The sequence below is a fragment of the Niastella populi genome, from assembly GCF_002078015.1.
Lineage (GTDB): Bacteria > Bacteroidota > Bacteroidia > Chitinophagales > Chitinophagaceae > Niastella > Niastella populi.
Window position 1 is genome coordinate 561,269 of sequence record NZ_LWBP01000001.1, and the last position, 14,086, is coordinate 575,354.

Genomic DNA, 14,086 nt, shown 5'->3' on the forward strand with positions numbered 1-14,086 from the left:
TCGGTTTGAAAGATTAAATATCGGAACTACTTTTGAAAAAAATAACAACGAATGAAAAAAATAAAGTTAGTATTTGCATTGGGAGCGGCAGCTTTACTCTTTAACCACAATATGAAAGCACAAACAAAAACAACATTCAATAACAGAACGGCATCGGCGGCCGGAAGCATTCACTATCGTACAGTGAAAGCCAATGGCCTGAATGTATTTTACCGCGAAGCAGGCCCTAAGGATGCGCCAACGATACTGTTGCTGCATGGGTATCCAACCTCATCACATATGTTTCGCGATCTTATTCCTCTGTTAAGCGGCAAATACCATGTGGTTGCACCCGACCTGCCCGGTTTTGGCTATACCGAAACGCCTGACCGTACACAATTCAATTATACGTTCGATAACCTGGCGAAAACAATGCAGGCGTTCGTTGACGAACTGGGGCTTAAACGTTTTGCCATTTATGTATTTGATTATGGGGCGCCAACGGGCTTTCGGTTGGCATTGGCGAATCCGGAGAAAATTACCGGTATCATTTCACAGAATGGCAATGCTTATGTGGAAGGATTAAGCAGCGGGGGCTGGAACCTTATTCAGCGTTATTGGGAACATGATACCCGCGAGAACAGGGATGCGCTAAGAACCTTTTTCACAACGGAGGGAACGAGGTTTCAATACTTCACCGGGGTGTCTGATTCAACGCTGATCGCACCGGAAGCGTATACTATGGATCAGCATTTTCTCGATCGTCCGCAGTCGGCCGAAATTCAGCTCGACTTATTTAAAGATTACAAAACCAACGTAGCGTTATATCCGAAGTTCCAAGCGTATTTCAGAACTTATAAACCCAAGCTGCTGGCGGTATGGGGTAACAAAGATCCTTTCTTTTTGCCTCCGGGGGCTGAAGCATATAAAAGGGATAACCCAAATGCCATTGTCAAATTTTACGATACCGGACATTTTGCACTGGAAACGCATGTGCAGGAGATTGGTATTGATATATTGAAATTTATGGCGACGCTGCCGGGATAGGCAAAGGGGAGTGGCAGTTATTTCATTGTTTCGCAAGTTGCGAAAATGCGGTGACAGCACACTGGTGTGAAGGAGTAGGAGGGACGATTGGAAAAGTCCACAAAGACTGGATGGCGTCTTTGTGGATTTTTCTTCTGAATTTTTTATTTGGTTTCGACGATTTCTTTGTAACCAGGTAATTTTCCACCTTCGGCTGGCAGTTCAATACTTTTACTATTGTTTTATTAAGCGTTTTGCTACCAATCAGGACCAATCAATGGAGGCGATAAGATAGGTTTATTTTGAAATATGACAAACGGGAAAAACACCTTTTTTCAGGAGTAATGAATGAAAGCTTCTTCAGCGGGAGTTTTTATAAGCGGGGGCGGGCCATATATGGCGTTATAGGGCATTAAGCAAAATTCCTGCTTAAAAAACCATTGATCAATTCCACCACCTCATCAAAATTTGTTTCAAGCAGCATATGCGAGCCGTCGAGAATGTGAATTTGTGCATCGGGCAGATCTCTCTTGTAACAATGTGCCTCCGCCACGTTGAAATAGGGTTCATACTTTCCCCACATAACCAGGGCCGGCGGCTGGTAAGTGCGGAAATATTCCTGGAAGACGGGAAATAGTTCAATATTGCTTTTATACGTACAGTTCAACTCATACTGCATTTCAGCATTGCCGGGCCGGCTCATCCGCTCCCAGTCGAGCAGCCAGGTTTCGGGGCTTACCCGGCTGTGAAGTGCTTCGGGTAAACCGGCATAGTACTGGCTCTTTGTTCCTGCTGCACTTATAAATGCATATACCTTTTTCTTTTTTTCTTCTGTAGGATGGTCCCAGTAATCTCTTACTTCATCCCATATTTTTTCTACACCTTCAAGATAAGCATTACCGTTTTGAACAATGAGCCCGTCTATTTTTTCAGGATGGTTCACGCAGATGCGCAGCCCCATAGTGGCTCCATAATCATGCAGATAAATAGTGAATTTTTTCAGATCTATTACCTCTGTGAACCTGGCGATGCAGGCGGAAATATTTTTAAAAGAATATTCGAAACTATTTCGGTCGGGAAAAGCACTGAACCCAAAACCGGGGTAATCGGGCGCAACAAGATGATACTTATCAGCAAGTGCAACCATTAAATTTTTAAACATCACAGACGAGGTCGGAAACCCATGCAGCAGCAGCAGGGATGGATTTGTTTTATCGCCGGCCTCGCGGTAAAATATGTCGATACCATCGACATTCACTGTATTGTGAAAAATTTGCCTGCTCATCGTTATCCGGGCTTCAAATTTTATGCCCGGCCACGGCTCAACGGCTAATTCAGTGGCTGCGGCTGCAACGTTTCCGCTTCAAACTTAACGTTTACAGTCAGGTTAAAAGGAGCGTAGTATTGGGTAATGATCTTGCGGATCTTTTCTTTGCTTTGCTCGCGATAGGCAGTGTTCTGTTCAATTTGTTGACGGGTGGTGGTGTACAGTTTTTTTTGTACGTCGGTGTACGTTTCATCGTCGGAGAACATGAACCAGCCTTTTTTGTTGGCCGTTTCCATCTGGTCGAGGCGCAGCTCGTAGCTCAGAAGTTTGGTTGCAGGTATAAGTACCGTTACTTCCTTTTTACCGACAATCACTTTGAAATTCTTTTCATCGATATTTACCCCAAATTTGGCCGTGTACGGAACGGTTACCCATATGGTATTTTCTGCAAATACCTTGCGCAGATTGTCGGCCCAGCCGCCGTCGTTGGTGAGGTTGCTTCTTTTGATCGTAGCGGTTCCCTGTACTTCAAGACTGGCAAGTTCTGCAATTTCGCGTACAATAAGGCTGTTGGAGAGGACCTGTTCATGTACATTTCGTGCGCCGGAGCGTTGGCCCAGCCAAAACACCAATACAATTGTCAATACCAATACCGGCCAGATGATCAGTTTCTTCATTGAAGTGGATTTTTCAGGGCAGGTATTTACCCTGCCATTAACACCGGCAAGTTATAATTAAATAATTGCACCGGAAAGTGTGGGGTTATTTTCTTTCTCCCTTCCATTCACCCCCCATTTTGTCCATTTCCCGGTAAAGCTGCGTTGTTTTCCTGGCCTGCGGGGGCAGTTTTGGGCCATTGAATAACAACCACAATTAATTCGTATGCTAAAAAGCAAACAGATTACAGCGCTTATAATGACCCTGCTTCCGCTGGTAATATTTGCCCGGCAGCAACCTGTTTTCACGGTAGCCGGAACTGTAAAAGATAAAAAAACTGGCGAAACCCTCAGTGGCGCCAGTATTGGCTTTTTACAAAAGGAAAAACTGGGTGTCGTTACCAATGCATATGGATTTTACTCCATTTCCCTGCCCAAAGGTGAGTACACCATGATCATTTCTTTCTCGGGTTATGCCATCGACACCGTTCAGCTCGATCTGCAAAAGAATATAGTAATGAACCGGAGCTTATCGGTAAGCAATGGCCAGTTGCAACAGGTTGTTGTATCGGCAAGAAAAGCTGCCGGTTTACTAAAGACGCCGCCCGGTTTACAAAAAATGTCGATAGAGGAAATTAAATCGATACCGGTATTGCTGGGTGAAAAAGATATTTTAAAAACCATTCAATTACTGCCCGGTATAAAATCGGCAGGTGACGGAAAATCGGGTTTTTACGTGCGGGGCGGGGCGGCCGATCAAAACCTCATCCTGCTCGATGAAGCGCCCGTATACAATGCTTCCCACCTGTTAGGTTTCTTTTCGGTTTTCAATGCAGATGCTATTAAGGATGTATCCATTTACAAAGGCGGCATGCCGGCAGCGTACGGCGGCCGGCTGGCTTCGGTTGAGGATATTAAAATGAAAGATGGCAACGATCAGCAGTTTTCAGGCAGCGGCGGAATCGGTTTAATTGCCTCGCGGTTTAGCCTTGAAGGCCCCATCGTTAAAGATCAAGGTTCGTTCACCATCAGCGGCCGCAGAACCTATGTCGATCTGTTTACCGGTCTTTCATCCGACACCAACATCAGCAATACCAAATTGTATTTTTACGATCTCAACCTGAAAGCGAACTACAGACTTGGTAAAAAAGACAGGCTGTTTATCTCCGGTTATTTTGGAAAAGACGTGCTGGAGTTTCAAAACGAAGGGGGAATAGATTGGGGGAATGCCACCGCTACATTCCGATGGAACCATATTTTCAACAGCAGGCTGTTCTCCAATACCTCACTCATCTATAGCCGGTATAATTACAATACTCAGTTTGCCAGCGATAACAACAATATCAGGGTTACTTCCGATATAACTGACTATCAGTTCAAACAGGATTTCAACTATTATCTCGATCCGCGCAACAGGTTTGATGTTGGTTTTAATTTCATCTATCACATTACCCAACCGGGAGAGGCCAGGGCCAGCGAAAGCTCCAATTTCAATGATATTACACTGGAAAAGAAATATGCGCTGGAAAGCGCTGCCTATGCGTCGCATGAATGGAGCGCTACCGATAAATTGAAATTCATGTATGGTATCAGGCTTAGCGCCCTTACCGTATTGGGCCCCGGTAACATGTATACATATGACCAGGACGGTAATGTGCTAACCACTACCTGGTACAGCCGCGGTAAAGCCGTAAAAACATATTTAAACCCCGAACCGCGTTTGGCCGTAACATATCAGTTAGATAACATCAACTCCGTTAAACTGGCGTATGACCGGAATGTGCAGAACATTCACCTGTTGAACAATTCCACATCGTCGAGCCCTACCAATGTATACCTGCCAACCGGTAATATAGTACAGCCACAGGTAGCCGACCAGGTATCGGCCGGGTATTACAGCAATTTTCATAACCGCCGGTACGAGTTTTCGACGGAAGTGTATTATAAAAAATTGCAGAACCAGCTCGACTATAAAAACAATGCGGAACTGGTAGGCAATAATAATGTAGAGGCCGACCTGTTGTTTGGAAAGGGGAGAGCTTATGGCTGGGAAAACTATTTTAAGAAGAAAAGCGGTAAACTAACCGGCTGGATCAGTTACACACTTTCGCGAACAGAACGAAAAATAGAAGGTGTAAACAATAACGACTGGTATCCTGCATTCCAGGATCAAACCCACAGCCTTTCGATCGTAGGAATTTACAAGTACAATCAAAAGTGGACTTTCTCCGCCTCCTGGGTATACAATACCGGCAATGCGGTTACCTGGCCTTCGGGTAAATTCCCGGTCGATGGCGTACCTGTTTACTATTATGCCAAACGCAACGGCGACCGCCTGCCGGCTTATCACCGGCTCGACGTCGGCGCTACCCTGCAGTTAAAAAATACCGCCCGGTTTCAAAGCGATCTTAATTTTTCTATCTACAACGCCTACGGGTACGAAAACCCATACAGCATCAAATTTCAGAACGATCCAAAAAATCCTGCCCGTACGCAGATAGAGCAAACCACGCTGTTTAGAATGGTGCCTGCCGTTACTTACAATTTTAAATTTTAATTATATGCGAACCTACCTGAAAATAATTGCATTTACTGGCGTTTTACTTGGCTGCAAAAAGATCATTTCGCCGCAATTGAACCATGCAACGCCGCAACTGTATATCCAGGGTGCGGTGAGCGATACGGCCGGGCCTTATTTCGTGACTATTGTTAAAACCATTGGTTTTTATGATAGCAATGAGTTTCCCGGTGTTTCCGGCGCTGTGATCTCCATTACCGATTCAACGGCAGGGATAACCGACCAGTTAATAGAAACTGGCACAACCGGCGTGTATAGCACCCGTACAATCATGCAGGGCATACCCGGACATACCTATTTGTTACAGGTAACCCTCGATGGCAAAATATACACTGCTTCCTCAACCATGCCGCAACCGGTGTTGCTCGATTCTGTGACCTTCAATACCAGCGATACCGCGGAAATTGCTGCAGTCGCCAATTACCAGGACCCATCCAATGCCATTAATTATTACAAATACAACCTGGTATTGAATGGCGTTAGGGTCAAACGTTTTTCAACGTTTGAAGACCGCCTGTCGAACGGCCGGTATATCCGTGATAAAATAGATGCCGATACGGGTGAGATCAAACGCAATTATTCGGTGCAGCTCAACCTGGTAGGCATCGATGCCGCCGTATATAACTATTTACATGAGGCCGAAGGGGTAGCTTATGACAATGATGACCTGGTATCGCCCGCTACGCCCGGTTCCAATATCCGCGGTGGATGTTTGGGCTATTTCAGCGCCCAAACGGTCAGTAATAAAACGGCAGTGGTAAAATATTAATAATAATATTGCATTCTATAAATATGCAAATTACCCAGCAAAACAAACAGTTGATCTACATGGCAGGCGCCATCAACCTGTTGTTTCTTTTATTGTGTGTGCTGTTCATTATTTATTTAAAATATGACCAGGGTATTTATCCGGCGCTGATGCTGAAGTTATTGAAATTTACCTTTGCCAATAGTGTTTGCTGGGTGATCGATCTGCTTATCTTACTGTTCTTTTTACCGGTTATGCCCGCCATAAAAGCTGCGCGGTGGATATTCTTTTACCTGCCCAGTTACCTGGTTACCTGTTCTATTGGAATGTTCATTGCGCATTCACCGGTTTACCGGTTCCTGAGCGATAAACCTATAAATCATCCCATTTCGGGACCGCTTATTTTTGTTGCCTGTTTCAATACGCTGTCGCTTATTGCTATAGAGTTAATTCAATCACGGTCGGCACAGGCCAGTATTCAACTGGCATATGCCAATATGCAGGCCGAGAATACCAGGCTGCGAATGAAGAGCCTGGAAGCGCACCATGAGAAATTGAAAAGTCAACTGCATCCGCATTTTCTTTTTAATTCATTAACGGCGCTTAAATCGTTGATCCGAAAAGATGCGGTGCTGGCGGAAGATTACCTGCTGAAGTTGTCTTCCTTTTTGCGTTTCTCGATTTCTCACAATGAACAAAATGTCGTTCCGCTGGCAGAAGAATTGAAGTTTTCGCTTTATTATCTTGAAATGCAAAAGATCAGGTTACGGGAAGCGCTGGTATATAGAGTAGGCATTCCCGATGCATTTTTGCCCGATGCATTATTGCCGGTGTTCTCGTTGCAGTTAACTATCGAAAACGCCATAAAGCATAATTTGCTTACACAGGAATCGCCTTTATATCTCAATATTTATTACCAGGAACCGGGCTGGATCCTGGTTGAAAATAATATTCAGCCGAAATTACACGCAGATGGTAATGGCGGTGTTGGATTGAAGAATTTGTCGGACAGGTACAAATTACTTTCACAGGACGATATCAGCATCGAGAACGACGGCCGCTTTTTCAGGGTTTATTTAAAAGTTATTCGCTCATGAATATAGCCATCATAGAAGATGAACAGCTTACCGCGGAAGACCTGGCCGGGCTCATCGGCAGCATCGATAACGACATCAGGGTAGTAGCGCTGCTCGATTCCGTAAAAAATGCAACGGCTTTTTTGCAGCAGGCGCCGGCTGTTGATCTGATCTTTTCAGATATTCAACTGGGTGACGGGTTGAGTTTTGAAATTTTCAGAACGGTACCGATACATGCCCCGGTGATCTTTTGTACAGCTTATGATGAATATGCGCTCGACGCTATCAAAAGCAATGGGATCGAGTATATCTTAAAGCCCTATACCGGGCAGGGTATTGATGAAGCGATCGGGAGATACCGGCGGCTCAAAGACCATTTCTCGGCCGGGCCCGATTATGAAAAAATTATCCAGGCAATAACCGGTCACAAAACACCAGATAAAAAAGCCAGCTCCATACTGGTTTACCATCGCGATAAAATATTACCCGTTGGTTTAAACGAAGCTGCTGTTTTTTATATTGATAACGAGTTAACACATGTGCAGTGTTTCGACAACAGGGATTTTGTTCTGAACCAGTCGTTAGATGAGTTGGAGGAATTGTGCGGCAGTACTTTTTTTCGAATCAACCGGCAGCACCTCGTAAACAGGCGCGCCATTCAGGATGCCAATCACATCCGGCACCGGAAATACATCGTCAACCTTTCTGTACGATTTAAAGAAACCCTGGTCGTAAGTAAGAACAGGACCGCTAATTTCCTGGCGTGGCTGATAAAATAAGTTTCTAAATGGGAAAAGGCAAAAAAGCCTGTTGCTGCAACAGCATACAGGCTTTTGCTTTTAAACTATTTCCCTATAATTTCTTTACGGTGCTGAATACCCCAGGCGGTGAGGTCCTTGATTATCGTCTGCAACGATTTTCCGTGTTTCGTTAATTCATACTGCACCGTTACCGGCTGCGTATCCAAAACAGTTCGTTTGATCAGTTTGTTTGTTTCGAGTTCCTTCAATTCCTTGCTCAGCATTTTGTTCGAAATACCGTATACATCGTTCAGGATGTCGGAAAATCGCCGTTTGTTATAAAGGCAGATAGATGTGATGATGGCTATTTTCCATTTGCCGCTCAGTACATCCATTGAATCCTGAATGGCGCGCATTTCCTTTTTATGCGCTTCTTTTAGAAGCGGTTTACATTCCATGTCGTTACTTTATTGTTACCGGGTTACCCCTGGGTTACTGTTACTTTTCGTAACAAAGTTACTAAAGTAAATGCGGCTCCGCTAACTTTACACCTCCAACAATAAATAAAAATTAAAATGAGCAAGTTAAACAACAGGGTAGCCATAGTTACAGGGGCATCGAAAGGAATAGGCGCATCTATCGCTAAATATTTTGCAGCGGAGGGGGCAAAGGTTGTTGTCAATTATGTATCGGGCAAAGAGGGAGCCGGCAAAGTTGTAAATGCAATAAAAGATGCTGGCGGTACGGCCATTTCAGTGCAGGCCGATGTGTCGAAAGAAGCCGATGTGATCAGGCTGTTTGAAGAAACAGACAAAGCATTTGGCGCATTGGACATTCTCGTGAACAATGCGGGCGTTTATATTTACGAGCCTATTGAGCAGGTGTCGGAAGGGACCATCAACCAGCATTTGAGTATAAATGTTATAGGGGCTATACTCACCATTCGCGAAGCGGTAAAACGGTTTGGCGACAGGGGTGGGAATATCATCAACATCAGCTCAGGTGCAAGCAGGACGCCTATGTCTACAGGATCGGTGTATTCTGCAACCAAAGCCGCGCTGGACGCCCTTACCATTTCATTATCGAAAGAGTTGGGGGCAAGAAATATCCGTATCAATTCGATACTGCCCGGGGCCACTGAAACCGAAGGAACACATACCACCGGCATTGTGGGCAGTGATTTCGAAAAAAAATTAATAGAGAATACACCGCTTGGCCGGATGGGGCAGCCGGAAGATATTGCGAAGATCGCCGTATTCCTTGCCTCTGAAGATGCAGCATGGGTAACAGGAGAAAAGATCTCCGTGTCGGGTGGTATTTACGGTTTTTAAAGAACGCACAGGCGGCTTTTATGCCGCCTGTTCTTATTTGCGGCGCCCTCTGTTTCTATAGCTTTTAAAAGAGTTTTCTCTCTCCGGCTGCCTGCTTTTTTTACCGCCATCGCCTTCTTTATTCGTTTTATGCGTATTCTTTTTCGGGCGGCCGTGAGCAGATTTTTGTGCAGCATTTTTTCCTTTCCCCGGTTTCGCATCCTTCCTGCCTGTTTGCGCCCTGCCTTCTTTACCGGCAGGTTTTGTTGTTTTGAACTTACCGGTGGTCTTCTCTTTGTCTTTTGAAGCAGCGCCTGTTTTGGGGGGTGCAGATCTGTGTGCAGCCTTTTTGTCCCTGCGGGGGGCAGGTTTGCCTTTACTTTCTTCTTTTGTTGACCCTGATATGTTTTCCATCAACTGCAACAATTCCACATCACTCAGGTATCGCCATTTTCCAACTGCCAGTTTGTCGAGCCTGATGTTCATGATGCGCACCCGTTGCAAACCTGTAACAGCGTAGCCCAGGTATTCGCACATGCGCCTGATCTGGCGGTTGAGGCCCTGTGTAAGCGTGATGCGGAAGGTTTGGCGGCCGATCATCTGCACTTTACAGGGTAGGGTGGTAGTGTCGAGAATGGGCACTCCCTGCGACATCTGTTGTACGAACGCATGATCGATGGGTTTATTAACCCTTACGATGTATTCTTTTTCGTGATTGTTATCGGCCCTGAGGATCTTGTTAATGATATCGCCGTCATTGGTAAGCAGGATCAGCCCTTCAGAGTCTTTATCGAGGCGGCCAATGGGAAAGATCCTTTTGGGATAGTTGATGAAACTAATGATATTGTCCTTGATGTGCAATTCGGTAGTGGTAGTGATGCCGGGCGGTTTATTGAGCGCCAGGTATACGCGTTTTTCCTTTTTGGCGGCGGTGACGAGGCTGCCATCCACCTCAACAGTGTCGCCGGGTTTGTACCGGTTGCCTAATGCAGCCGGCCGGTTGTTCAAAAATACCCGGCCTTCCTTGATGAGTTCGTCGGCTTCGCGGCGTGAGCAATAACCCGTATCGCTGATAAACTTGTTTAAACTGATCGAATTGTCCAATGATGTATGTTTTAGCGGTCGGCGTATGCTTCCCGGTCGCAAAGGTCGGGAATTGAGAACAAAAAAAGCGCCTTCGCGGGAATTCGGTCTTTTCAGCCCGGGCTATGAATATAAATGCCTAACCGGTCTTCTGCACACACCAGGTAGTCATACACCGCATATTCTGCACGTTGGTGGTTTTTATGGGTTCATATAAAACACCAAATTCGCTGGTATATTTCAGCAACGTTTGTTCATTGACTAAAAACCGTTCTGACCCATCGGGCAGTAAATAACGGTCATTGCCTAGTGGTTTTACCAGGTTTTCTATCCCGATGTCCGATGCCAGCCGTGCAAAGAAATAACCACCGGGTTGCAGCACCCTGAACATGGCCCGCAGCATGGCATCGAAATGCTGCGCACTCTTCGCAAAATGCAATACTGCGCTGCAAATGATGAGGTCAAACGCCGCATCATCGAATGGCAGATCTTCCGCCGGGGAAACGGTAAAATTCTCCAGCGGATTGCCAGGGGCAAGTGCAGCAGATAATTCCCTGACCGCTTCCACCGCATGGGGATTCTGATCGATACCAAACACCTCGTAACCATTGCGTAAAAAGTAAAACAGGTTCCGCCCATTACCGCAACCCACATCCAATACTTTTTTGCAGTTGTCATAACGGCCTTTCAGCAGTTGGTCGAACAGATAGATATCGATATTGCCGTAGGTTTGTTGTAGTTTGTTTTGCATGTTATGTATTGAATAGGGAGCAATGTAAAGAAGTGGGCTTTGTTTTTACCGGGCGGTTTCCTTTTGTATAGCTCAGTTGAAAGAGCGCCTGAACCCGAGCGGCGAAAAATTGGTTTTTGTTTTAAATAATTTACTGAACGACTGTGGATGTTCGAAACCCAGTGCGTAGGCTATTTCACTTACTGATAATGTTGTGGTTGACAGCTTTTCCTTTGCCTTTTCGATCAGTTTATCATGGATATGCTGCTGCGCATTTTGTCCGGTCAGCGCCCGCAGCATATCGCTTAAATAACCGGGTGACAGATGCAGGTTGTCGGCAAGGTCCTGAACGGTTGGGATGCCTTTGTTTAAGCCATGCTCATCGCTGAAGTACCTGTTCAACAACTCTTCCAGTCTTTGCAGCAGATCGTTGCTGACGGTTTTACGGGTAATGAACTGGCGCTTATAAAAACGGTTGGCGTAATTCAGCAGCAATTCGATCTGCGATATGATCACATCCTGGCTGAAGTCATCTATACGGCTGTTCAGTTCCTCTTCCATGATCCTGAAAATAGAAATGATGGTGGCTTTCTCATTTTCCGAAAGGTGCAGGGCTTCGTTGACGGTATAGGAAAAGAACCCGTACTGACCGATCTTTTTGGCAAGCGGGTAACCCAAAAAGAAATCCGGGTGAATCAGCAGGACATGCTCAGAGCAAACTGTTCCCTCGTCTGCGCTACCGACCACCTGGCCGGGGGAAGCGAACAGCAAACCGCCTTCATCGAAATCGTAATGACCCTGGCCATATTTTAATTTACCGCCAAGTTTTGGCTTGTAAGAAATTTTATAAAATCCCAGTACATGATGCTGCGCCGGCCGGTTTAATTCCGACAGGGCATGTGTTCCATTGATCAAACTGATCAGGGGATGTTTTGGATGAGGCAGTCCAAAGGCGCGGTGTGCATCGGACAACGTCTCAAATTTCAGCAGGCTTTTCTCTTCTTTTTTCATCTTGTACAAATTTAATCATAACCGGCAATCATTTAGTTACCGGTTATGACCGGTTATTATTTAGATAAAGACTGGGCTGAACTGGAAACGGCATCCCATTTTTCCCAAAGCGCCAACCGTTCTTCATAAGCGGCCCTTACCCAGGGCAGGTTCTGGTTGCCGAGATGGAAGCGTAGGGGCGGGTTGTCCGCATCTACGATCTGGAAAAGCGCCTGGGGGGTGGCATTCGGATCGCCTCTTTCCAGGTCTTTAATTGTTCCGATGAATTGCGTTTTAAAATCCGAATATATGTCCATGCCCTTTGCAAACTTCAGGGATTCCTGGCTGCCAAATTCTGTTGCGTATGCGCCCGGTTCAATAATGGTTACTTTTATACCGAAGTCTTTCACCTCTTTCGACAGGCTTTCGTGAATAGCCTCGAATGCCCATTTAGATGAGCAGTAGTAGCCGATTACCGGCATTGTTACATGGCCAAGGTTGCTGGAGGTACCAAGGATATGACCGCCGCCCTGCTGCCGGAGTAACGGTAATGCTGCCTTAATAACAGCCAACGCGCCGAAAATGTTGGTTTCATACAATGCTTTAACATCTTCCGCACTTGCTTCCTCGATGGTGCCTACCAGCGAATAGCCGGCGTTGTTCAGCACAACGTTTAACCGGCCGAAATGGGCATAAGCCTGTGCTACAGCGGCTGCTGCCCGGGCATGGTTCGTTACATCCAGTTCAAGTGTCAATACGTTATCGCCATACTTTTCTTTAAGTACCGCCAAACTGGCTATGTTACGTGCTGTTGCGGCAACTTTATCGCCACGCTCCAGGGCGGCGGCGGCCCATATACGTCCAAAACCACGCGAGGCGCCGGTAATGAACCAGACCTTACTGTTTCTTTGATTTTCCATGTTCATTTCTTTTTCAATTTTTTGATAGAACAAAGCTCAGGAGTTGCCGGCGGCCGCACGTAGTCTAATCGGGTGCTTTTGTAGCCTGATTGCGGATTTTGCGTCATTGCCCGTGGCAGCCGGGAACTGATCAAAATGACTGGTTGCTTAAAACAATTTGCCATATTTTGCGATAATTTGCGAAATTGCATAATATTACAAAAAGGATAAACTGGCTTACATGTTAAAAGAGAAACGGTTTGAGATCATCCTGGAAAATCTAAAAAAGAAGAAAGAGGTTACTTTCGAGGAACTGGCTGTAAAGCTGGGCGTATCTGATGATACCGTTAGGAGGGATATAGAGCACCTGCATAAAAATGGTTTGTTATCAAAAGTTCGGGGCGGGGCAATACCCCGCGCGAAGAACCCGCTGACCTTCCAGGACAGGCAAAAACACCTGAAAAAAGAAAAAGATGTAATTGCCCTTAAATCACAACAACTGATACAGGATGGAATGACCGTTTTTATGGATGGCGGCACCACCATTTGCGCTGTAGCAGCCTATTTTCCTACGGATATCAGGTTAAGGGTGATCTCCAATAATTATACCTTGATCTCGATCCTGGCCGCCTATAAAAATGTGGAGCTGATCGTTGCTGGGGGGAATTATGACCGCGATCTGCAAATATTTTCCGGGCTCGCCACCTGTACAGGCGTTGCCGGTTTTACGGCGGACCTTTACCTGATGGGCACCTGTGGGGTTGACCAGCAATTCGGAATTTCCTCCACTTTTCAGCACGATGCCGATGTAAAAAGAGCTATGAAAAAAAATACCCGCAGAACGATAGTGCTGGCCAATGACCAGTCGCTCAGGCGGGTAGATGCATTTAAAGTTTGCGGTATACAGGAAATCGATGTTTTGATAACCAACCTGAATAGTGATCACGAAGAACTGGAAGCATTTCGCAACCTTGATATAGAGATCATATAGGATCTAAACTTTA

The 14,086-nt window shown here is 45.7% G+C and carries 14 protein-coding genes; 7 read left to right on the forward strand and 7 right to left on the reverse strand.

All coding sequences use genetic code 11. The features are described from left to right. The first annotated feature begins 51 nt into the window (after positions 1-51). On the forward strand, positions 52-1,026 hold the full coding sequence (locus A4R26_RS02150) for an alpha/beta fold hydrolase (RefSeq protein WP_081159301.1): 975 nt from the start codon (positions 52-54) through the stop codon (positions 1,024-1,026). A 391-nt stretch (positions 1,027-1,417) separates the two neighbouring features. On the opposite strand, the gene A4R26_RS02160 is transcribed toward A4R26_RS02150, so the two are convergent. Together A4R26_RS02160 and A4R26_RS02165 are read right to left on the reverse strand one after the other, a co-directional pair. Then, positions 1,418-2,290, reverse strand: coding sequence for an alpha/beta fold hydrolase (locus A4R26_RS02160; RefSeq protein ID WP_081159304.1), 873 nt, complete (start codon positions 2,288-2,290; stop codon positions 1,418-1,420). 44 nt (positions 2,291-2,334) lie between these two features. Further along, positions 2,335-2,949 (reverse strand): DUF4230 domain-containing protein, encoded by a 615-nt coding sequence (locus A4R26_RS02165; protein WP_081159306.1) that lies wholly within the window; start codon positions 2,947-2,949, stop codon positions 2,335-2,337. 205 nt (positions 2,950-3,154) lie between these two features. Here A4R26_RS02165 and A4R26_RS02170 point away from each other — a divergent pair, with 205 nt between their 5' ends. The 4 genes from A4R26_RS02170 to A4R26_RS02185 are packed head-to-tail and all read left to right on the forward strand — an operon-like array spanning position 3,155 to position 8,109. Beyond that, positions 3,155-5,485 (forward strand): TonB-dependent receptor, encoded by a 2,331-nt coding sequence (locus A4R26_RS02170; protein WP_081159307.1) that lies wholly within the window; start codon positions 3,155-3,157, stop codon positions 5,483-5,485. 4 nt (positions 5,486-5,489) lie between these two features. Next, complete coding sequence (locus A4R26_RS02175) at positions 5,490-6,275, forward strand: DUF4249 family protein (protein ID WP_081159309.1); 786 nt, start codon at positions 5,490-5,492, stop codon at positions 6,273-6,275. Between the two features lie 23 nt (positions 6,276-6,298). Then, positions 6,299-7,351, forward strand: a complete 1,053-nt coding sequence (locus A4R26_RS02180) for a sensor histidine kinase (protein WP_081159312.1) — start codon at positions 6,299-6,301, stop codon at positions 7,349-7,351. Beyond that, positions 7,348-8,109, forward strand: a complete 762-nt coding sequence (locus tag A4R26_RS02185; protein ID WP_081159314.1) for a LytR/AlgR family response regulator transcription factor — start codon at positions 7,348-7,350, stop codon at positions 8,107-8,109. The genes A4R26_RS02180 and A4R26_RS02185 overlap by 4 nt, the downstream gene beginning before the upstream one ends. Positions 8,110-8,174: 65 nt before the next feature. Here the strand turns inward: A4R26_RS02185 and A4R26_RS02190 are convergent, their stop codons facing one another. Beyond that, positions 8,175-8,528 (reverse strand): winged helix-turn-helix transcriptional regulator, encoded by a 354-nt coding sequence (locus tag A4R26_RS02190; RefSeq protein ID WP_081159316.1) that lies wholly within the window; start codon positions 8,526-8,528, stop codon positions 8,175-8,177. Positions 8,529-8,645: 117 nt separating this feature from the next. Here A4R26_RS02190 and A4R26_RS02195 point away from each other — a divergent pair, with 117 nt between their 5' ends. Continuing rightward, on the forward strand, positions 8,646-9,401 hold the full coding sequence (locus tag A4R26_RS02195; RefSeq protein ID WP_081159319.1) for an SDR family NAD(P)-dependent oxidoreductase: 756 nt from the start codon (positions 8,646-8,648) through the stop codon (positions 9,399-9,401). A 33-nt stretch (positions 9,402-9,434) separates the two neighbouring features. Here A4R26_RS02195 and rluF read toward each other — a convergent pair whose 3' ends face one another. The 4 genes from rluF to A4R26_RS02215 form a co-directional block, all read right to left on the reverse strand. Next, the gene (gene rluF / locus A4R26_RS02200) at positions 9,435-10,484 is read right to left on the reverse strand and encodes a 23S rRNA pseudouridine(2604) synthase RluF (RefSeq protein ID WP_081159322.1); all 1,050 of its coding nucleotides are present in this window, start codon (positions 10,482-10,484) and stop codon (positions 9,435-9,437) included. A gap of 118 nt (positions 10,485-10,602) precedes the next feature. Continuing rightward, a complete protein-coding gene (locus A4R26_RS02205; RefSeq protein WP_081159325.1) occupies positions 10,603-11,214 on the reverse strand; it encodes a class I SAM-dependent methyltransferase in 612 nt (203 codons plus the stop codon). Positions 11,215-11,286: 72 nt separating this feature from the next. Continuing rightward, positions 11,287-12,204, reverse strand: a complete 918-nt coding sequence (locus A4R26_RS02210) for a helix-turn-helix domain-containing protein (RefSeq protein WP_081159327.1) — start codon at positions 12,202-12,204, stop codon at positions 11,287-11,289. Between the two features lie 56 nt (positions 12,205-12,260). Next, entirely contained in the window at positions 12,261-13,103 is an 843-nt protein-coding gene (locus A4R26_RS02215) for an SDR family NAD(P)-dependent oxidoreductase (protein ID WP_081159455.1), read from the reverse strand. Positions 13,104-13,323: 220 nt separating this feature from the next. On the opposite strand from A4R26_RS02215, the gene A4R26_RS02220 reads away from it, so the two are divergent. Continuing rightward, the gene (locus A4R26_RS02220; protein WP_081159330.1) at positions 13,324-14,073 is read left to right on the forward strand and encodes a DeoR/GlpR family DNA-binding transcription regulator; all 750 of its coding nucleotides are present in this window, start codon (positions 13,324-13,326) and stop codon (positions 14,071-14,073) included. The last annotated feature ends 13 nt before the right edge of the window (positions 14,074-14,086 follow it).